This window comes from Amycolatopsis acidiphila, from assembly GCF_021391495.1.
In the GTDB taxonomy this organism is placed as follows: Bacteria; Actinomycetota; Actinomycetes; order Mycobacteriales; family Pseudonocardiaceae; genus Amycolatopsis_E; species Amycolatopsis_E acidiphila.
On record NZ_CP090063.1, the window covers coordinates 2,551,642 to 2,571,818 of the forward strand.

Annotated in this window: 18 protein-coding genes and 1 pseudogene; 9 read left to right on the top strand and 10 right to left on the bottom strand. The window is 70.8% G+C overall.

What is annotated here, in order from left to right:
- Window positions 1–22: 22 nt before the first annotated feature.
- Window positions 23–549, top strand: a pseudogene (locus tag LWP59_RS12400) (N-acetyltransferase family protein).
- On the opposite strand, the gene LWP59_RS12405 reads toward LWP59_RS12400, so the two are convergent.
- Together LWP59_RS12405 and LWP59_RS12410 are read right to left on the bottom strand one after the other, a co-directional pair.
- The gene (locus LWP59_RS12405) at window positions 503–1,096 is read right to left on the bottom strand and encodes a GNAT family N-acetyltransferase (RefSeq protein WP_144633131.1); all 594 of its coding nucleotides are present in this window, start codon (window positions 1,094–1,096) and stop codon (window positions 503–505) included. The pseudogene LWP59_RS12400 and the gene LWP59_RS12405 sit on opposite strands and share 47 nt — an antisense overlap.
- Before the next feature lie 41 nt (window positions 1,097–1,137).
- On the bottom strand, window positions 1,138–2,142 hold the full coding sequence (locus tag LWP59_RS12410; RefSeq protein WP_144633133.1) for a LacI family DNA-binding transcriptional regulator: 1,005 nt from the start codon (window positions 2,140–2,142) through the stop codon (window positions 1,138–1,140).
- A gap of 154 nt (window positions 2,143–2,296) precedes the next feature.
- Here LWP59_RS12410 and LWP59_RS12415 point away from each other — a divergent pair, with 154 nt between their 5' ends.
- Genes LWP59_RS12415 through LWP59_RS12435 form a run of 5 tightly spaced genes read left to right on the top strand, consistent with a single transcriptional unit; the run spans window position 2,297 to window position 9,361 of the window.
- Window positions 2,297–3,373, top strand: coding sequence for an ABC transporter substrate-binding protein (locus LWP59_RS12415; RefSeq protein ID WP_144633135.1), 1,077 nt, complete (start codon window positions 2,297–2,299; stop codon window positions 3,371–3,373).
- Window positions 3,373–4,926, top strand: a complete 1,554-nt coding sequence (locus LWP59_RS12420) for a sugar ABC transporter ATP-binding protein (RefSeq protein ID WP_144633137.1) — start codon at window positions 3,373–3,375, stop codon at window positions 4,924–4,926. Before LWP59_RS12415 ends, LWP59_RS12420 begins: the two co-directional genes overlap by 1 nt.
- Complete coding sequence (locus LWP59_RS12425; protein ID WP_144633139.1) at window positions 4,919–5,878, top strand: ABC transporter permease; 960 nt, start codon at window positions 4,919–4,921, stop codon at window positions 5,876–5,878. The genes LWP59_RS12420 and LWP59_RS12425 overlap by 8 nt, the downstream gene beginning before the upstream one ends.
- Complete coding sequence (locus LWP59_RS12430) at window positions 5,875–6,849, top strand: ABC transporter permease (protein ID WP_144633141.1); 975 nt, start codon at window positions 5,875–5,877, stop codon at window positions 6,847–6,849. Before LWP59_RS12425 ends, LWP59_RS12430 begins: the two co-directional genes overlap by 4 nt.
- Window positions 6,850–6,883: 34 nt before the next feature.
- Window positions 6,884–9,361, top strand: a complete 2,478-nt coding sequence (locus LWP59_RS12435) for a LamG-like jellyroll fold domain-containing protein (protein WP_144633143.1) — start codon at window positions 6,884–6,886, stop codon at window positions 9,359–9,361.
- A gap of 482 nt (window positions 9,362–9,843) precedes the next feature.
- Here the strand turns inward: LWP59_RS12435 and LWP59_RS12440 are convergent, their stop codons facing one another.
- Window positions 9,844–10,392 (bottom strand): MarR family winged helix-turn-helix transcriptional regulator, encoded by a 549-nt coding sequence (locus LWP59_RS12440; protein WP_186383034.1) that lies wholly within the window; start codon window positions 10,390–10,392, stop codon window positions 9,844–9,846.
- Between the two features lie 60 nt (window positions 10,393–10,452).
- On the bottom strand, window positions 10,453–10,989 hold the full coding sequence (locus LWP59_RS12445; protein WP_144633147.1) for a MarR family winged helix-turn-helix transcriptional regulator: 537 nt from the start codon (window positions 10,987–10,989) through the stop codon (window positions 10,453–10,455).
- A gap of 107 nt (window positions 10,990–11,096) precedes the next feature.
- Here LWP59_RS12445 and LWP59_RS12450 point away from each other — a divergent pair, with 107 nt between their 5' ends.
- Both LWP59_RS12450 and LWP59_RS12455 read left to right on the top strand, forming a co-directional pair.
- Window positions 11,097–11,660 (top strand): flavin reductase family protein, encoded by a 564-nt coding sequence (locus tag LWP59_RS12450; protein ID WP_186383035.1) that lies wholly within the window; start codon window positions 11,097–11,099, stop codon window positions 11,658–11,660.
- Window positions 11,657–13,111: a 4-hydroxyphenylacetate 3-hydroxylase family protein gene (locus LWP59_RS12455; protein WP_144633151.1), complete on the top strand. Its 1,455-nt coding sequence runs from the start codon at window positions 11,657–11,659 to the stop codon at window positions 13,109–13,111. The genes LWP59_RS12450 and LWP59_RS12455 overlap by 4 nt, the downstream gene beginning before the upstream one ends.
- Before the next feature lie 356 nt (window positions 13,112–13,467).
- Here the strand turns inward: LWP59_RS12455 and LWP59_RS12460 are convergent, their stop codons facing one another.
- The 5 genes from LWP59_RS12460 to LWP59_RS12480 are packed head-to-tail and all read right to left on the bottom strand — an operon-like array spanning window position 13,468 to window position 17,581.
- Window positions 13,468–13,812, bottom strand: a complete 345-nt coding sequence (locus LWP59_RS12460) for a cupin domain-containing protein (protein WP_144633153.1) — start codon at window positions 13,810–13,812, stop codon at window positions 13,468–13,470.
- Between the two features lie 21 nt (window positions 13,813–13,833).
- Complete coding sequence (locus LWP59_RS12465; RefSeq protein ID WP_144633155.1) at window positions 13,834–14,469, bottom strand: DUF2848 family protein; 636 nt, start codon at window positions 14,467–14,469, stop codon at window positions 13,834–13,836.
- Window positions 14,466–15,269, bottom strand: a complete 804-nt coding sequence (locus tag LWP59_RS12470) for a carbon-nitrogen family hydrolase (protein ID WP_144633157.1) — start codon at window positions 15,267–15,269, stop codon at window positions 14,466–14,468. The genes LWP59_RS12465 and LWP59_RS12470 overlap by 4 nt, the downstream gene beginning before the upstream one ends.
- Window positions 15,266–16,174: an ABC transporter substrate-binding protein gene (locus LWP59_RS12475; RefSeq protein ID WP_144633159.1), complete on the bottom strand. Its 909-nt coding sequence runs from the start codon at window positions 16,172–16,174 to the stop codon at window positions 15,266–15,268. Before LWP59_RS12475 ends, LWP59_RS12470 begins: the two co-directional genes overlap by 4 nt.
- A 51-nt stretch (window positions 16,175–16,225) precedes the next feature.
- A complete protein-coding gene (locus tag LWP59_RS12480; RefSeq protein WP_144633161.1) occupies window positions 16,226–17,581 on the bottom strand; it encodes an MFS transporter in 1,356 nt (451 codons plus the stop codon).
- Window positions 17,582–17,774: 193 nt separating this feature from the next.
- Between LWP59_RS12480 and LWP59_RS12485 the strand changes: the two genes are divergently transcribed.
- Entirely contained in the window at window positions 17,775–19,319 is a 1,545-nt protein-coding gene (locus LWP59_RS12485; RefSeq protein ID WP_186383036.1) for a UbiD family decarboxylase, read from the top strand.
- Between the two features lie 7 nt (window positions 19,320–19,326).
- Here LWP59_RS12485 and LWP59_RS12490 read toward each other — a convergent pair whose 3' ends face one another.
- Window positions 19,327–20,127, bottom strand: coding sequence for a DUF6338 family protein (locus tag LWP59_RS12490; RefSeq protein ID WP_308431759.1), 801 nt, complete (start codon window positions 20,125–20,127; stop codon window positions 19,327–19,329).
- Between the last annotated feature and the right edge of the window lie 50 nt (window positions 20,128–20,177).

Here is a 20,177-nt window from a genome sequence, read left to right on the forward strand (position 1 = left end):
CACTCTGGCTACTATAGTGGTCATGCGGATTGTTCGTGATGCGACCGACCGGGACGGCGAAGCCTGCGCCGCGATCTATGCGCCTTACGTGACCGGCACGGCGATCAGCTTCGAGGAGGTACCGCCGACGCCGGCACAGATGTCGGGGCGGATCGCGGCCACGCGGGCCTACGGATGGCTGGTGCTCGAAGACGGCGGAGCGGTGATCGGCTACGCCTACGGGCACCCGTCCGCCGAACGCGCGGCCTACCGGTGGAGCTGCGAGACGAGCATCTACCTCGCGCCCGGCGGGTTGCGTGCCGGGGGCGGGCGGCTGCTGTACGAGGCGTTGCTCGCCCGGCTGGCCGCCCGCGGCACCGCCGGGCGATCGCGGGCATGACCCTGCCGAACGAGGCGAGCGCCGGGCTGCACCGCGCGCTCGGGTTCGAGCCCGTCGGGGTGTACCGCGGGGTGGGCTGGAAGCACGGCGCCTGGCACGACGTGGCGTGGGTGCAGAAGACGATCACACCGGAGGACGCGCCGCTCGTGGAGCCGCCGGCCGGCGGTTGAGCCATTCGTGGTCGAGCAGGGCGTAGACGAACTCGTCGGACCACTCGCCCTTGAAGATCTCGTTGTGCACCAGGTGCGCCTCGCGACGCATGCCCAGCCGCTCCAGTGCCGCCGCGGACGGCCGGTTGCGCGCGTCGCAGCGGCCGATGATCCGGTGCAGCCCCAGCTCCCGGAAGCCCAGGCGCAGCAGGACTTCGGCGGCCTCGGTCGCCAGGCCCCGGCCCTGGAACTCCGGGTTGAACACGAACCCGATCTCGCCCTGCCGGTGCGCCCGGCTCAGCCACGCCAGGTTGACCTCGCCCACCACGCGCCCGTTCTCCCGCCACACCACGGCGAGCACGATGCTCTGCCCCTCGGCGTCGAGCACCTGCTTGCCCGCGCGGTCCGCCAGCGCCTGGCGTGCCTGCGCCCGGTCGCGAGTCTCCCAGTACAGGTACCGCACCACGTCGGGCCGCGAGTGGTAGGCGTAGAGGTCGTCGAGGTCGTCCGCGGTGAACGGGCGCAGGATCAGGCGCTCGGTGTGGATCGGGTAGGCCGCGTGCAGCACCGGCCGACCCTACGGCGGTCGCGGCGCGGGCGTCCACCGGATCAGCGCCCGCGCGTGCTTTCCCGGACCTCCAGTGCGAACGGGGTCAGCACGTGCTGCGGCGGCGCGGCGGTCTCACCGGTGATGCGCCGGCACACCAGGTCGATCGCGGTCTCGGCCAGCGCGGTCTTGTCCGGGGCGACGGTGCTCAGCGCGGGCACGCTGAAAGCGCTCTCCTCGTTGTTGTCGAAGCCCACGATCGCCACGTCCTCGGGCACCCGCAGCCCCAGCTCGGCGACCGACCGCAGCGCGCCGATGGCGAGCAGGTCGTTGAAGCAGAACACCGCGTCCGGCGGCGCGGGCAGGGCCAGCAACGCCTTCATCGCCGCCGCGCCGTGTGCCCGGTGGTACTTCTCGGCCGGCGCCACCAGCTCCTCCACATAGGACAGTCCGGCCGCGGCGAGCGCCGACCGGTAACCGGCCATGCGCAGCTCGCTGGTGCCACGAGCCGGGTTGCGGCCGATCGCGGCGATGCGCCGCCTGCCGAGCCCGGCCAGATGGGTGACCGCAGTGCGCGCGGCCTTGACGTTGTCGATCGCCACCCGGTCGATCGGCACGTCGATGGCGTGCTCGCCGAGCATCACCATCGGGATTCCGCCTGCCACGCCACGGAAGTCCGACGCTTCGAGCGCCTCGGGATGCACCAGTGCGCCGTCGACCAGATGGGGCCCGAGCGACGCCAGCGTGGTGCGTTCGCGATCCCGTGTCCCTTGTGTCTGTTCGATGAGGACACTCCAGCCGCGCTTCTGCGCCGCCGTGAGCACCAGCCCGGCGAGTTCGCCGAAGTACGGGATGTTCAGCTCCGGCACCATCAGCGCCAGGAAGCCGGTGCGCCCGCGGCGCAGGTTGCGCGCGCCGACGTTGGGCCGGTAGCCGGTCGCCGCAAGCGCTTCCTCGACCCGGCGGCGGTTCTCCGGCTTGACGAAGGCGTAGCCGTTGACGACATTCGACACCGTCTTGACCGACACGCCGGCGAGCGCGGCGACGTCCTTGAGTGTCACGGCCACAGGCGGTCCCTTCACGTCGGCGCGAACACGCATTGTAGGCAGCTTCAGGCGGTTTACATCGTTGTTCCAACGATGTAAAAACACCTCAGGCTTTCGGGGTGACCCAGGTCACTCCGGTGAGCGGGCCATCGACGACGCTGCCCGAGGAGTCCCCGTGTCCCTGTTCCCCCGTCCCCGACTCGTCCTGGTCGCCACGGCCGCCGCCGTGCTCACGCTCGCCGCGTGCACCAGCCGCGAAGAGACCGCGTCCGCCCCGGCCGGTGGCGGCGGTCCGGCGGCCTCCGCCGCCTCGGCCACGCCCACGAGCGGGGGCTGCACCCTCGCGAAGACCGGCTACCCCAAGCTCGACCCGAAGACCGCGGTGATCGGCTTCTCCCAGTCGGAGAAGGAGGCCAACCCGTTCCGCATCGCCGAGACGCAGTCGATCCGGGACGAGGCGGCCAAGCTCGGCATCCCGGCCGACCACCTGCTGACCACCAACGCGCAGAGCGATCTCAACAAGCAGATCAGCGACATCAAGTCCCTGCTCGACCGCGGTGCGCAGCTGCTCGTGGTGGCGCCGCTGAACTCCGACGGCCTGCAGCCCGCGCTCGACGCGGCCAAGGCGAAGCAGGTCCCGGTCGTCACGATCGACCGCAAGGTGACCTCGCAGCCCTGCGCCGACTACCTGACGTTCATCGGCTCCGACTTCGTCCAGCAGGGCAAGCGGGCGGCGCAGGAGATGGCGCGGGTCACCGGCGGCTCCGGCAAGGTCGCCATCCTGCTCGGCTCCTCGGGCAACAACGTGACCACCGACCGCACCCAGGGCTTCAAGGACGAGCTGGCGAAGACGCCCGGGCTGTCGGTGGTCGCCGAGCAGACCGGCGAGTTCGACCGGTCCAAGGGCCAGGCCGTGATGGAGCAGCTCGTCCAGAGCCACCCCGACCTCACCGCGGTCTACGCCGAGAACGACGAGATGGGCATCGGCGCGGTCAACGCGCTGCGCACCGCGGGCAAGGCCCCCGGCGAGGACGTCAAGATCGTCTCGGTCGATGGCACCCGCAACGCCGTGCAGCTCGTCGCCGACGGCAGCTACAACGCCGTCATCGAGTCCAACCCGCGCTTCGGACAGCTCGCGTTCCAGACCCTGCAGCAGTTCGCCGACGGGCAGCCGATCCCGGCGAGCATCGTGATCAGCGACGACCAGTACGACGAGACCGACGCCGCGCAGAAGGTCGGGAACGCGTACTGATGACGGCCGCGACCGATCCCGGGTTCACGATGACGACCGCACCCGTGCTCGCGGTGACCGGGGTGACGAAGCGCTTTCCCGGCACCGTCGCGCTCGACGACGTGGCCTTCACGGTGCGGCCGGGGGAGGTGCACGCGCTGGTCGGCGAGAACGGCGCCGGGAAGTCCACCCTGATCAAGGTGCTCACCGGCGTGTACCAGGCCGACGAGGGCGAGATCCGCTACCTCGGCGAGCCGGTGGCGTTCAAGCGGCCGAGCGAGGCGCAGCGGGCCGGGATCTCCACGATCTACCAGGAGGTCAACCTCGTCCCGCTGATGAGCATCGCGGGCAACGTGTTCCTCGGCCGCGAGCCGCGCACCCGCGCGGGGCTGGTCGACTGGTCGCGGATGCACGCCGGGGCACGCGAGCTGCTCGCGGGCTACGGCATCACCGACGACGTCCGCCGCCCGCTGCACGCGCTCGGTGTCGGCGCGCAGCAGATGGTGGCGCTCGCGCGGGCGGTCTCGACCGACGCGAAGGTCGTCGTCATGGACGAGCCGACGTCCTCGCTGGAGCCGCGTGAGGTCGAGAAGCTGTTCGAGGTGCTCGCCCGGCTGCACACCCAGGGCATCGCGGTGGTGTACGTCAGCCACCGGATGGACGAGCTGTACCGGGTCTGCGACAGCGTGACCGTGCTGCGGGACGGCCGCGTCGTCCACAGTGGACCATTGGCTGCCCTGCCGCGGATCGAGCTGGTCTCGCTGATGCTGGGCCGGGAGATCCGCCAGATCCGCGAGGAAGGGGTGACCGCGTTCGGCGAGGAGCACGACGTCGAACGGGAACCGTTGCTGCGGGCGGAGAACCTGTCCGGGATGCGCAGGCTGCACGACGTCTCGGTGACCATCCGGCCCGGCGAGGTCGTCGGGCTCGCGGGCCTGCTGGGGTCCGGGCGCAGCGAGACCGCGCGGGCGATCGTGGGTGCGTTCCCCCTCGACGGCGGTACGGTGCTGGTCGCCGGGAAGCCCGTGAAGCGCGGCCGGATCGCGGCCGCCATGCGGGCGGGGATCGCGCTGCTGGCCGAGGACCGCAAGACCGACGGGATCATCCCGAACCTGTCGGTGCGGGAGAACATCGTGCTGGCCGCGCTGCCCGGGCTCTCGCCGTTCGGGCTGGTGCGACGGTCCAAACAGGACCGGATCGTGCGGACCTTCATGGAGCGGCTGCGGATCAAGGCCTCGGGCCCGGACCAGAAGGTCGCGGAGCTCTCCGGCGGCAACCAGCAGAAGGTGCTGCTCGCGCGCTGGCTCGCGACCGGCCCCAGGGTCCTCCTGCTCGACGAACCGACCCGCGGCATCGACGTCGGCGCCAAGGCGGAGGTACAGGCGCTGATCGACGAGCTCGCGCGGGAAGGCCTCGGCGTGCTGCTGATCTCGTCGGAGCTGGAGGAGCTGGTCGACGGCGCGGACCGGGTGGTCGTGCTCCGCGACGGCAGCGTCGTCGGGGAGCTCGCCGGCGACGCCATCACCGAGGAGAACGTCCTGGCGTCCATCGCCGAGGGAGGTCACGATGGCTAGCGCCGGCCTGACCGTGCCGGACCGGACGCGGGTCACCTCGTGGCTGCAGGACTACGGCGTGTACCTCGCGGTCGTCGTGCTGCTGCTGTTCAACGTGGTGTTCACCGGGAACTTCCTGTCCGCGGCGAACTTTCGCACGCAGCTGGTGCAGGCGGCCCCGGTGTGCATCGTCGCGCTGGGCATGGCGCTGGTGATCGGCACCGAGGGCATCGACCTGTCGGTCGGGTCCGTGATGTCCGTGGCGGCGGCGCTCGTCCCGCTCTACCTGGGCGCGGGACCGCTGACCGCGATCCTCGTCGCGGTCGGCGCGGGCATCGTGTCCGGGCTGTTCAGCGGCTTCCTGGTGGCGCGGCTCGGGATCCAGCCGATCATCGCCACGCTCGCGCTGCTGGTCGGCGGTCGCGGGCTGGCACTGGTGATCGCACACGGCCGGCTCGTCCAGCTGCACAACGCGGAGTTCCTCGCGCTCGGCACCGGCGACGTGCTCGGGATCCCCGTGATGGTGCTGGTCGCGGCCGTGCTCGCGGTGCTCGCCGGGCTGCTGGTGCGGCGCACCACCTTCGGCAGGCAGCTCGTCGCGATCGGCGGCAACCGCGCGGCCGGCACACTCGCCGGACTGCCGGTGAAACGCGTGCTGGTCGGCGTCTACGTGATCTCCGGGGCGCTGGCCGCGGTCGCGGGCGTGCTGGCGACGGCCCGGCTCGGCGCGAGCGACCCGAACGACCTCGGGCTGCTGATGGAGCTGTCCGCGATCACCGCCGTCGTGGTGGGCGGCACGCCGCTGACCGGCGGCCGGGTCCGGGTGCTCGGCACCGTGTTCGGGGCGTTGCTGATGCAGCTGGTGCACGCCACCCTGATCAAGCACGACCTGCCGGACTCGACCGCGCAGATGGTCCAGGCGGCCATCATCGTCGCCGCGGTCTACGTCGCGCGCGAGCGGAACAGCCGATGACCGCCACCGTTTCGGCCCGCAACGCCGCGTTCGCCGGAGTGCTGCAGCGCCAGGGCGCGGCGGTCGTCCTGGTGCTGGGTGTCGTCGTCGCGTGGTTCGCCTTCCCGCGCTTCGGGTCCGCGGACAACCTGCGGGACCTCGCGCTGCAGAGCTCGTTCCTCGCGGTGATCGCGCTCGGCATGACGTTCGTGATCATCTCCGGCGGCATCGACCTCTCGGTCGGCTCGGTGTACGCGCTGGGCGGCGTGCTCGCCGCGTACGGCAGCCGGTACGGCCTCGTCGTCGCGATCCTGCTGCCGCTGACGGTGTGCTCGCTCATCGGGCTGGTCAACGGCCTGCTCATCGCGCGCACCAGGATGGCGCCGTTCATCGTCACGCTCGCGTCGCTGCTGTTCGCGCGGGGGCTGTTGCTGGCACTCACCAGCGAGGGCGCGACCACGTACAAAGTGGACAGTGACTCGGCGTTGCTGTGGCTGGGGCAGGGCACGATCCTCGGCGTCGGCGTGCCGGTGTTCCTCGCACTGATCCTGTTCGCGCTCGGCGGCGTCCTGTTGCGGCGGACCCGGTTCGGGCAGTCGGTGTTCGCCATCGGCGGCGCCGAGCAGTCCGCGCTGCTGATGGGGCTCGCGGTGGCCCGCACGAAGATCACCCTGTACACGCTCAGCGGCGCGCTCGCCGGGCTCGCCGGCATCCTGACCGCCGCGTACCTGCGGTCCGGGGTGACGGTGATCGGGGTGGGCACCGAGCTGGACGCGATCTCGGTGGTCGTCATCGGCGGCACCCTGCTCACCGGCGGCGCCGGGACCATCGTCGGCACGCTCGTCGGCGTGCTGCTGCGCACGCTCATCCAGAACGTCATCAACCAGGTCGGCAGCCTCGACTCCAACTACCAGACCGTCGTGAGCGGCGCGTTCCTGCTCGTCGTGGTCGTCATCCAGCGTCTGCTCGCCCGTTCCCGCACGCGCAACTGAGCCCGTTCCACACGACTGGAGGAGGTCTCGACCGATGTTCCGTCCCCGCTGGGCAGCGACCGCAGCCGCGTTCGCCGCCGCACTGCTGGGGTTCGCGGTGCCCGCCGCGTCCGCGGCACCCGCACCGCAGTGGCAGCGTCTCACGCCGCCGCTGAGCACCCCCTGGACCGACCAGGTTTCCCCGACCAACGCGCTGCCCGAGTATCCCCGGCCGCAGCTGACCCGCGACAGGTGGCAGAACCTCAACGGCGTCTGGGAGTTCGCCAAGGCGAGCCCCGGTGAGGCGCCCCCGGTGGGCAAGAGCCTGGCCGAGCGCATCCTGGTGCCCTACCCGGTCGAGTCCGCGCTGTCCGGGATCATGCGTCACGAGACGCAGATGTGGTACCGCCGCACCTTCACCGTCCCGCGGGACTGGCAGGTCGGGCGCGGGCAGCGGCTGCTGCTGCACTTCCAGGCCGTCGACTACGACGCGACGATCATCGTCAACGGGAGGACCGTCGCCCGGCACACCGGTGGCTACGACGCGTTCTCCGTCGACGTCACCGATGCGCTCACCACGGCGAAGGACCAGGAGATCGTGGTCGGCGTCAGCGACCCGAACGACCAGGGTGGCCAGCCGCTGGGCAAGCAGCGCACGCCCGGCGACGGCATCTTCTACACGCCCACCTCGGGCATCTGGCAGACCGTGTGGATGGAGCCGGTGGCCTCGGCGCACATCGACCGGCTCGACGTCACGCCCGACCTCGCGAGCGGCTCGGTGTCGGTGAACGCGCTCGTCGGCGGGCCGGTGCGGCAACGGGTCGAAGTCGTGGCCTACGACCACGGCAAGGTCGTCACCCGCGCCAACGGCAATGCCAACGAGCCGGTCAAGCTCACTCTGCGCAACCCGCACCTGTGGTCCCCGGACGACCCGTTCCTCTACGACCTGCGCGTCCGGCTCAGCAGTGGCGACGAGGTCGGCTCCTACTTCGGCATGCGCTCGATCAGCGTCGGGCAGACACCGGACGGCAGACAGCGGATGCTGCTCAACGGCGAGTTCGTCATGCAGCTGGGCCCGCTGGACCAGGGCTTCTGGCCGGACGGCATCTACACCGCGCCCACCGACGCGGCCCTGAAGTCCGACCTGCAGCAGGAGAAGGCGCTCGGCTTCAACATGGTGCGCAAGCACATCAAGGTGGAACCCGACCGCTGGTACTACTACGCCGACAAGCTCGGGCTGCTGGTGTGGCAGGACATGCCGGCGATGAAGGACGACGTGGAGCCCACGCCGGCGGCGCAGGTGAACTACGAGTCCGAGCTGCACCGGATGATCGACCAGCACCGCAGCTTCCCGTCGATCGTGACCTGGGTGCCGTTCAACGAGGGCTGGGGCGACTACGACGTGGGCCGCATCGCCGACGACATCAAGGCGTGGGACCCGAGCCGGCTGGTGGACGCGGAGTCCGGCGTCAACTGCTGCCGGTCCGAACCGGACAGCGGCCGCGGGGACATCTACGACGACCACACCTACACCGGCCCCGGCACCCCCGTGCAGACCGGCACCCGCGCCGCGGTCGACGGGGAGTACGGCGGCCTCGGGCTCAAGGTGGACGGGCACCAGTTCGACCCGTCCGGCAGCTTCGCCTACGAGATGGAGCCGGACAGCGCCACGCTGACCCGCCGCTACGGCGAGCTGCAGCAACGACTCCAGCTGGTGGCCCAGCGCTGCGGCGTCTCCGCGGGCGTCTACACCCAGACCACGGACGTGGAGAAGGAGGTCAACGGCTTCCTCACCTACGACCGGCAGGTGAAGAAGATGGACTTCGCCGCGGTGCGCGCGGCCAACCTCGCCGTGATCAAGAACGTCACCGGCGCGCCGGTGGCCGGGCCGCCCGCATCCCGGGGCACGCCCGGGATCGACGGCATCGCGGCGTACCCGTTCGACGAGAACACCGGGACGCTCGCTCAGGACACCGTGGGCGACCACGACGCCACGCTGGTGGGCGGCGCGTCGTGGACGGCCGGGCACAACGGCTCGGCGCTGGCGGTCAACGGCTCCGGGCAGTACGCCGACACCGGTGCGGCGCTGCTCGACACCGAGGGCAGCTACAGCGTCGCGGCCTGGGTGAAGTTCAACGCGCTCGGCGACGGCTTCCAGACCGTGGTGAGCCAGGACGGCGGCGACCACAGCGCGTTCTACCTGCAGTACTCGGGCGCGGACCACAAGCTGGCGTTCAGCTTCGTGGGCACGCGGGCGCTGGCGCCGGTCACGCCCGAGGCGAACCGCTGGTACCACCTCGTCGGCGTGCGCGACGCGTCCTCCGGCACGCTCACGCTCTACGTCGACGGTCAGCCCGCGGCCACGCAGAGCGCGTGCCTCGGTGACGCGGCGTCCGGGCACACTGTGCTCGGACGCGGCCAGTACGGCGGCGGTCCCGTGGACTTCCTCGACGGCGCGGTCGACCAGGTGCACGTCTACGACCGGGCGCTGACCGCGGCGGAGGTGTCCACTTTGTACGGCAGCGGCAAGTAGTCCGTCGCCCCCGAGGGCCGCATCCCGCTGGGGAGCGGCCCTCGAGGGCGGCTACCCCTGGCCCCAGTTCTCGGTGCACCGGGACGACCTGCAGACGATCCTGGCGGACGCACTGGTGAGCGGGCACCGCTGCACGGGCGTCGAGCAGGACGAAAAGGGTGTCACGGTGCGAAGACTTCATCGGCACCTTCGCCGACTGGCCCTTCGACTGGCCGGCCGGCGCCTTCGCCGCGTACGAGGCGCAGCACCGTCCGGCCGGGGTGCTGGCGAACCGCACCAACCCGCCGGACGCCATCCTGCGCGAGGTCTGCGAGCGCACCGGCGACCAGCCGTTCGACGCCATCGGGGACGTCATCAGCGTGGCGGAGCCCAGGTCTACGGGCTCGTCATCGTGGTGGGCGTGGTCGCGTTCGCGATCAACACCGTGGTCTCGCTCGCGGAGGGCTTCCTGCTGCGGTACCGGCCGAAGGCCTGAGCGGGCCTCAGCGGTGGTTGTGCGTGTGCCGGCCCGCGGCGGTGAGCAGGATCGCCAGCCGCGGGTCGGAGTCCAGCCCGAGGTAGAACGAGAACGTCGCGAGCGCGCCGAGCTTGCCCTCGTCGGACAGCTGGCGCTGGAAGTGGTCCACCCGCACGTGCACCGACGCGTCGATCTTGCGCAGCACCTCGATGCCCGCGTCACTGGCGTGCACCGCGATCACCCGCCGGTCGTCCGGGATGCGCGCGCGGTGCACCAGCCCCTTCTCCTCCAGCTGGCGGACCAGCCGGGATGCGAGCGCCGGCGCGATGTCCAGGCGGTCGGCGACCTTGTTCACCGGGAGCGGGCCCTCCGCGCCGTAGATCTGCAGCAGTGCCTGGTGCTGCAGGGGCTGCAGCCCGCCGGCGATCGCCTGCTCGTCGAGCAGCCGGAGGATGCGGCGCAGCACGAAGCGGGCGTGCGCGATGGCCTTGACGTGGCTGGCGAAGTCGAGGCCGCTCGCCCTTTCGGCGCCCTTTCCCCAGAGAGCCAGCAACTGCTCGGTCGCGTCCTCCACCGGGTGCGCCCTCCTGCCATGTAGCACCATCAAGTCATTGACTTGAGATCACTATATCAGTCAGGAGTCCGAGGCGGCGCGGATCGCGGACGCGATCTCGGAGTCGGGGTCGAGTCCCACGTAGAACGCGAAGATCGACAGCGCCGACATGCGCTCGTCCTCGCGCAGCTGGTGCTGCAGGTAGGCGACGTTGTGGTGGACGTCGTCGTCGATCTCGGCCAGCTTGCGGGCGGCGGCCTCGGTGGCGACGACGATGGTGGCGCGCTTGTCCTCGGCCGAGGGCTCGCGGCGGACCAGGTCCATCTCCTCGAGGCGGCGCACCATCCGGGAGGCGAACGCGGCCGCGACGTCGAGCCGCGCGGCCAGGTTGCCCACCGTGATGCCGTTGGCCTTGTTGGCGCCGTAGACCTGCAGAAGTGCTTGGTGCAGCAGGGGTTCCAGGCCGTGCGTCTTCGCCTGCTCGTCGACGATCCGCAGCACCCGCCGCGTCACGTACCGGGCGTCGGCGATGTTCTTGACGTAGGCCTGGAACTCGCGGGTGCGCTTGGCGTCGCTGATGTCGGCCCACTTCGTGTAGGCGTGCATTGCCTCGTTCATGGCGGGCGGATTCCTCTCGGCGGGCCGGATCCGGCGATCATACGGCAGCGAGATTTTGTTGACTAAAGTACATGATTATTGTTAGTTTTCTGGTCGAGGAGGTTCGCATGGGACTGGAACCGGTGGACGCCGGACCCGGCGGGTTCAAGGCGGCGCTGGGCTCGCTGGCCGCGAGCGTCACGGTGGTGACCCTGCGGGACGGCGAAGGCAGGCCGCTGGGCATGACCGCCACCGCGTTCTCGTCGGTGTCGGTGGATCCGCTGCTGATCCTGGTGTGCGTCAACAGGTCCACCCGGACCTACGAGCACATCGCCGGCTCGGGCCGGTTCGGGGTCAACGTCCTGGGCGCGGTGGCGCGGGAGATCTCGGACCACTGCGCACGCCCGGGCGCCGACAAGGTGCTGCGGCCGGACTGGCTCGCGCGGTGGGACGACTGGCGCAGCCCCGCACTCGCGGGCGCGCTCGCGTTCCTCGACTGCGAGGTCGACCGGGACGTCCACGCGGGGACGCACGCGGTGCTCATCGGGCGGGTGCACGGCATCGGGCTGAGCTCCGCCGGCGCCCACCACGAACCACTGCTGCACTTCCGCGGCGCCTACCGGCAGCTGCGGGCCAGGCACCACCATCCGCGGCCGCGGCCGCTACCGATCACACTGGAGGAATCGGCGTGACGCGTTCAGGCAAGGAGTACGTCGAAGGGCTGCGGGACGAGCGCCGCGTGTTCATCGACGGCGAGTACGTCTCGGATGTGGCGAACCACCCGGCGTTCAAGGGTGCCGTCGAGTCGATCGCCAGGGTGTACGACATGGCGAACGACCCCGAGAACGCCGTGGTGCTGACCTATCCGTCGCCCACGACCGGTGCGCCGGTCAACCTTTCGTACCTGATCCCGCGTGACGAGGACGACCTGCGCCGCCGCCGGGTCGCCCTGCGCCGCACGGCCGAGATGACACTGGGCCTGATGGGCCGCGGGCCGGAGCACGTGGCCGGGTTCCTGGCCGGCTGGGCCGGGCGGCCGGACGTCTTCGCCGCCGGGGGCCGGCGGTTCGCCGACAACGTCACGCGCTTCTACGAGCACGTCCGCGACAACGACCTGTACTGCTCGTACGCGATCATCCCGCCACAGATCGACCGGAGCAAACCCGCGCACCAGCAGGCGGATCCGCATCTGTACGCGGGGGTGAAGGAGGAACGCGAGGACGGGATCGTCATCGCGGGCGCGCAGATGCTCGGCACCGGCGCGGCGATCTCCGACTACCTGATCCTCAGCTGCATCGTGCCGCTCCAGCCCGGCGACGAGGACCAGGCGATCTCGGTCGCGGTACCGTTGGGCGCGCGGGGGCTGAAGATCTACTCCCGCCGTGGTTACGCCGAGGCGGCGCCCAGTGTCTTCGACTACCCGCTCACCAGCCGCTTCGACGAGACCGACTCGCTGATCGTGTTCGACGACGTGTTCGTGCCGTGGGAACGGGTTTTCGTGTTCCGGGACCGGCAGATCACCAGTGACCAGTGGAACCGGACGCCGGCGCACCTGCTCGGCAACAACCAGGCGCAGATCCGGTTCTCGGTGAAGCTCGACCTGCTGGCCGGGCTCGCGATGCGGGTCGCGCAGATGAACGGCTCGGACAAGTTCCCGCCGGTGCGCGGCACGCTGGGCGAGCTGGCCGCGCACGCGTCGATGGTGCTCGGGCTGGTGTACGCGCAGGAGCAGAACTGCGAGATCGACGAGCACGGCGTCGCCTGGCCCGGGCGCGCCGAGTGCTTCGCGGCGATGACCCTGCAGTCGGACTTCTACCCCAAGCTGCTGCACCTGGTGCGTGACCTGTGCGGCGGCGGGGTGATCCAGCTGCCGTCCTCGGCGGCGGACTTCGGGAACGCGGAGGCGCGGGCGGACTTCGAGCGGTACGTGCAGTCGCCGGGCTACCCGAGCGCGGAGCGGGTCAAGCTGCTGAAGCTGGTGTGGGACATGGTCGGCTCGGAGTTCGCGAGCAGGCACCAGCAGTACGAGATGTTCTACGCGGGTGCGCCCTTCCTGGTGCGTTCGCGGATGAGCCAGGTGTACGACTTCGACCGGGCGGGGAAGCTGGTGGACCGAGCACTGGCGGGGTACGGGTTGGAGTAGACCCCCGGAGTTGGCGCGCTGTGCGCGGGTGGCGTGAGCCAGCCCTGCCAACCCAGAGTTGGGTGGTCATCCCGTCGCCTGGCACGGGACGGTCACTTTGACCCAGGCCCGTCCGGCGAGGACTCCCTTGATCTTTCCCCTGCGCGAAGCGCGGGGGGCGCGCGAAGCGCAAGGGTGCGCGCTGCGCGCGGGGTGGCTGGGGAACGCCCGTCCCACCCCGATCGCTGAAGGACGCGGCGATCGGGGTAAGGGAGCGGGCTGGGCGCGGGCATTCTTGGCTGCCGTTGCCGGGTTCGCCATGGTGGGTGGTTGGGACAAGAAAAGCGGGGGGCGACCACCCGGGCCGCCCCCGCATCTCAACTCGCTCGGTACCGGACCTCGAAGGTGGTACAGCCTTCCTCGCTCGTCCACGGGCCGTGTTCCATGCCCGGCGGGCGGCAGGCGTAGTCACCCGCCTTGAAGGTCTTGCCCAGCCTCGAATCGGTGAACGAACCGTCCAGGATGTAGACCTCCTCCCAGAAGTCGTGCACCTGAACGCCGTTCGGGGCGGTGTCCGTGCCCGGCTCGAACCGCAGGATGCGGGTCGCGACGCCGGGGCTGTCCGACGCCAGGATGCGCTCCGTGAGACTCGCGACCTTGCCCTCGCAGGGCGTGAACGGGACGGTACTGGCCGGGAAGAACTCGTGTTCCGGCTTGGCCATGCTGCTTCCTTTCGTACTGGGTCAGGACACCGTGTAGGCGTGCGTCAGCTCCACCCCGTCGGGCAGGGCGAGCGAGAGGGTCCAGCGGGCACCGGCGACGAACTCGCCGTCGAGCAGCGGCAGGGTGCCGCAGAAGATCACCAGGTCGCGCTCCGCAGGCCCCTGGTACCGGCCCAGCACGTCGGTCGGGACGCGCAGGGCGCTCAGGAAGCCGCGCTGGTAGGCGGCTCCGTCCACAGTGGATGCTGCCGCGACCGCGTCCCAGTCGATGCCGTCCGCGGGGACGACCGTCGTGCCCAGGGGTTTGACGCAGGCGGCCTTGGACTTGGCCACGCTTTCGCGCTCGACGTCGCGGTCGGTGTGGTCGGAGCCGACCGTCAGGTACAGCTTGCCCCCGGCCCGGATGAGCACCGGCTCGACCTCGCCGGAGGTGTTGGTGCCCTCGACCTCGACAGCCGCCGCCTGGGTGGCCAGCGCGGAATCCACCGGATAGAACGCCGGCACCGACTCCGGTGGCGCCACGCCGATCGCGGCCAGCTCGTCGATGTGCTTCTTCACCGACGCCTCGTCGCGTCCGGTGTAGCCGGCGATGACGAGGTCGAAGTCGGCGAGCGTGAGCTGCTCGCCCGTCCCGGCCACGGTGAACGTCAGGGTCATGCGTCTGCTCCTTGGAGATCGGTGTAGGTCGGCAACCGGTCGGCGAGGACCGGGAACTGCTTCCGCACGGTAGGCACCACGGCCGGATCCGCCTCGCACCAGGTGATGCCCTCGGTGGTGCCCGCCTCGGCGAGCACGGTGCCCCACGGGTCCACCACCCGGCTGTGCCCGGCCAGCTCCACCCCGGCCTGCGTGCCGGTGGCGTTGCACGCGATGAGCAGGACCTGTTCCTCCACGGCACGCACGGACGTGAACAGGCGCCAGTGCTCGAGCCGGGCGGCGGGCCACGCCGCGGGCACGATCACGACCTGCGCGCCGACATCGACCAGGCAGCGCCACAGCTCCGGGAACCGCAGGTCGTAGCACGTGGTCCCGGCGACGGTGCCGAACGGCGTATCGGTCGTGGCGACCCTGTTGCCGGCCTGCAGCAGCTGTGCCTCCTTCGACTCGTAGCCGAAGACGTGGATCTTGCTGTAGCTGTGCACCACCGAGCCCGACGGGTCCAGCAGCGCCGCGGTGTTGCGCAACGCGCCGTCCGGCCTTCGCTCGACGAAGCTGCCCACATGCAGGTAGGCCCCGGTCTCCCGGGCCAGTTCGGACAGTCCCGACACGGTGGCGCCGTCGGCGGGTTCGGCTTCGCGGTCGTAGTCGTCGAACGCGAAATAGCCCGCCGCCCACAGCTCGGGCAGGACGATGAGGTCGGCGCTCGCGGCCGAGCGGACCAGCCCGGCCACCCGCTCGCGCCGGTCCGCGACACTTTCGTCGCCGGGGCTGGCGACCTGGACGAGCGCGATCCTCACCAGAGGCTCCGGACGCTTCCGGCCACGACGTCGTCGTAGCCGAGGCCGAGCTCGGTCAGGCCGCTCGCGCGGGCGAACCCGGTCAGCCCGGCGACGGCTTCGCGGGTGACCGCCGGCTGGTAGAAGTCCAGGTCGCGCTCGATCAGGGCGGCGATCAGCTCGGCCTCCATCGCCGGGAACAGGGCCCGGCCGACCTGGGTCGCCAGCGCGGTGTCCGCGCGCAGTTCGCGCTGCGCGCGCATGATGCCCCGGACGGCGGCCGCGGTGGCGTCGGGCTGGTCGCGGATGGTCCGCCCCGACGCCATGAGCGCGGGGAAGGTGAACAGCGCCGCGTCACCACCGTCACGGCGGGCGTCGACGACGACCCGACCGACGCCGTTCCGCACGGCGACCTCGGTGCCCATCCCGTTGGCCCAGAAGGCGTCGATCTTCCCCTCCTGCAGGGCCTGCGCGGCCGTGACGCCGAACGAGACGTTGCCCGCGGTGCCGGGCACGGGGGCGATCGTGACGCCCGCGGTGTCGAGGTCGACGCCTTCGACGTCCAGGAGCCGCCGCAGGCCGAGGTCGGGCCCCGGGGCCGCGCCGATCCGCACGTCGTGCAGCTTCGCGAGGGTTTCCCTCGTCACATCCAGGTCCGGGCGCACGACCAGGAACCAGTACATGTTGCGCGAAAGCGACGCGAGCAGCTTCATGTCGCCCCAGTCCGGGTCGGCGTAGAGCGGCGCGTGCGCCGTGCCGGCCAGGAAGTCGATTTCGCCCTCTCGCAGGGCGACGGCGGCGTCGGTGACCGGGAACAGCAGGTCGAGTTCCACGTCGAGGCCCTCGTCCCGCAGATATCCCAGCTCGACCGCGGCGATCGCGGGGAAGTAGGAGTTGGAGACGAGATCGGGCACGGCAAGGCGCATGGTCAGCTCTCTGGTCGAGACAACAAGACGTACTCAGATAACGTACTTAGGTTAGTATTTGGGGTCAAGTTCGCGCACCTGCTCGGCGGAGCGCGCCCGGACGGCCCGCAGCACGAGCACGGTGATCGCGCACAGCACCGCCGGGAACGCGAAGACGAGGAAGTACGCCGGGAAGGGCAGCGCCAGCTTGAGCAGGTAGCCGCCGATGAGCGGGCCGAGCAGGCCGCCGAGCCTGCCGATGCCCAACGCCCAGCCGAGTCCGGTCGCCCGCGCCTCGGGGCCGTAGGTCGCCATCACGAGCGTGTGCACGACGTTCTGGCCGCCGATGATCAGCGCCCCCGCGAGCGCGTTCAGCGTGTAGAGCGCGACCAGCGAGGTGGCGAAGCCGAAGAAGACCAGGCACACGCCGCCCGCGGCGAACGCCACGGCGAGCGCGAAGTACGGGTTCACGCGGTCGAGGACCCAGCCGAGGACGAACCCGCCGACCGTCGCGGCCGCGGCCTGCTCGATCGCGTACGAGTAGCTGCTGACCAGCGACAGCCCGTGCGACACCAGCAGCGAGACCATCCAGAAGTCCAGTGCGTAGACGACGAACTGCAGGAACAGGTACAGCAGCGACAGCGAGATCGTGGAGCGCCGGTAGCGGTCTGTCCACAGTGTACGGAACTGGATCTTGCCGTCCTGGCGCTTCGGGCCGGCGAAGAAGGTCTCCGGATCGGCGGTCCGCGCGGTCGGCCAGATCGTCGGGTACAGCTTTTCGACGGTCGCGAGCGCGCGGTCGAACAGCCGCCGGGTGGCCAGGTACTGCGGGGTTTCCGGGACCAGCCAGGCGATCAGCCCGGCGACCAGTAGTGCCAGGTACGACAGGTGGAACAGCGGGCGCCAGCCGAAGCGGGGGACCAGCAGGGTGGCGGCGATCGCGGCGACCATGAAGCCGAAGGTGAAGCAGCCCGCGGACACCGCGATCATCCGCGCGCGCCGCCGGACGGGTACGTACTCGCTGAGCATGGCGATGGTGCCGGGCAGGACGCCGCCCATGCCGACGCTCGCGCAGAAGCGCAGGACCGCGAACTGCGTGTAGTTCTGCGCGAACCCGGCGGTGCCCATGAACAGGGCGAACACGATGACCCCGGCGACGAGGACGCGTTTGCGGCCCCAGCGGTCGCCGAGTGCGCCGAGGCCGACCGCGCCCAGGAACAGGCCGACGAAGGTGTAGGAGGCGAGCAGTCCCGCCTGCACGGACGAGAAGTGCCAGGTCGCGACGAGCTTCGGGAGTGCGTAGGACAGTGCCTGGAGGTCGTAGCCGTCGAAGATCACGGCCGTGCTCGCGATGGCGGCGATGCCCAGTACCCGCCGGGGAAGGGGGTTCTCGGCGAGGCATTGGTCGTAGGTGACTGCGGATTGCATCCGCGCTCCTCGGGTCCGGGAGAAATTACTGTACTTCAGTACTTGACTTGACAGCAGTAAATATTGAGGAGATGCTAGGTCGCGCCCCACCCGGTGTCAACGCGGAATTTGGCTCTACCGCAACGAAAACGGGCTGCCCCGGCGGGCGTTTGTTAACGAGCTCCGTAACAATCGAGACGGCGAGGGAGAGGGCGTGACGAGTCCTGACGAGTATCCCTACGGTGACCTGCGCGAGTACCTGGCGGAGCTGGAGAAGAAGGACCTGCTGGTCCGGGTGAGCAGGCCGGTGAACAAGGACACCGAGCTGGTTCCCCTGGTGCGGCTGCAGTTCCGCGGGCTGCCCGAGCACGAGCGGCTGGCCTTTCTGTTCGAGCACGTCGTCGACTCCAGTGGCCACCGGTACGACGGCTCGGTCGTGCTGGGCGCGTTCGCCGCGTCACCGGCCGTGTACGCCACGGCACTGGCCGCCGAACCGGACGAGGTGCCCGCCCGCTGGGCCGCCGCGCTGTCCGGGCCGGTGGCGCCGGTGGTGGTGGCGACGGGGCCGTGCAAGGAGATCGTCCTCGAAGGACAGTCGCTGCTGGACGCGGGCGGGGTCGACGGGTTCCCGCATCCCATCTCCACGCCGGGCTTCGACCCGGCGCCGTTCCTGACCGCGCCGTACTGGGTGACGAAGGACCCGGAGACCGGCGAGTACAACGTCGGGATCTACCGGGGCATGATCAAGGGGCCGGACCGGATCGGCCTGCAGATGGACACCCCCACCCAGCACATCGCGATCCACCTGGAGAAGGCGCGCCGCCTGGGCCGCAAGCTGGAGGCGGCGATCGTGCTGGGCGCGGTGCCCGCCGTCGGGTTCGCCAGTGCGCAGAAGATCCCGTTCGGGGTGAGCGAGTACGCCGTCGCGGGCGGGCTGATGGGGCGGCCGCTGGAGGTCGTGCGCTGCGAGACGGTCGACCTGGAGGTGCCGGCGCACGCCGAGATCGTCATCGAGGGCGAGATCGACCCGGAGCACCTGGAGTCCGAGGGGCCCTTCGGCGAGGCGAGCGGGTACATGGGCCCGCGCACGAGTTCGCCGGTGCTGCGGGTCCGCGCGATCACGCACCGGCGCTCGCCGGTGGTGCAGGCGTTCATCAGCGAGTTCCCGCCGAGCGAGTCGACGCTGATGCGCAAGATCGCGTTCGAGAACGTGTACCTGAGGTTCCTGCGGCAGGCGTGCAACATCGACGCGGTGCGCCGGGTGGTGACCTATGAGAGCGGCACCTGCAACATGTTCTTCGTGATCCAGCTGAAGGATCCGCGGCCGGGGCAGGCGCGGCAGGCGCTGTACGCCGCGTCCGGCTACGAGGCGTCGATGGGCAAGACGATCGTCGCCGTCGACTCCGACGTCGACCCGGAGGACCTGGACTCGGTGGTGTGGGCGATGAGCTTCCGGATGCAGCCGGCGCGGGACGTGACCGTCCTGCCCGGAAAACTGCCGCGGCTCGACCCGTCGGCGGTGCCGGGGGAGCAGTCCTCGGCGCTGCTCGTCGACGCCACCCGCAAGCGCCCGTACCCGCCGACCTCCCTGCCGGCGCAGGAGTTCATGGAGAACGCGCTCGGCATCTGGCAGGAGCTGGGGCTGCCGGAGCTGTCGCTGGCGAACCCCTGGCACGGCTACGAACTGGGCGAGTGGTCCGATGAGGACCGCCGCAACGCCGCGGCCGCGGTGGAGGGCAGGTACGCGGCGGAGAGCTGAGCTCGGGTCAGTCGGCCACGGGCTGGTAGGTGACCGTCAGCAGGGTCAGCCGCCGGGCGCTGACGGCCGCGGCGCCGACGTCGGGCAGGACGGCGGCGTCGGTGTCGCCGGGGCCGCGGTAAGAGATCGGGCCGGTGAGGGTCAGGTCGCGGTCCTGGCCGTCCTCGGACGCGCGGCTGTACGTGCGCAGCCGCCCTGTCGCATAGCTGCCGTCGTCGAGCAGGCAGCCGACGTGGATCCGCGCGCCGGGGTGCTCGGAGAACAGCAGCGTCCACGCCGACGCGTACGCCTCGTGCTCCCGTTTGCGCCGCCGCAACCGGGGGCCCGCCGCGAACGCGGCCAGCGCGGCGGCGACGACGAGCAGCCCGGCGCCCCACGCCGTCACCGAGCTCAGGTGGTCGATCCCGTAGCGCCCCGGGTCGCGCAGGAGCAGCCGCACGGTCGGGGCCCACGACGGCACGATCGCGCGCACGACGGCGAACAGCAGCAGCACGACGGCGTCGACGATGACGCTCACGAACGCCAGCTCGATCGTCTCCCGGAACACCGACACGTCCCGGCTCGACGCCACAGGAGCGCGCCGCCGACGGCTTCGAGCTATCTGGTCGAACCCACTCCGTCGCCGTTCGGTGGCCAGTTCGTGCACGATGCGGCGCCACCGCCCATCGCACCGGAAGGTGGTCCGTTCACGCCGCCGGGGGTACCGCGTGGTCCGCAGGCGTCGGCGTTGCCGCCGGTGCAGCAGCCGGGCGGTGGTCAGTTCGTGCTGGACGACGACGCACCGCCGACGGCGAGCAGCTCCAGTCACCTCTGCTCGCCGTCCGCGCTGCCCTCCGCGCTGCCGCCGGTGGCACCGCC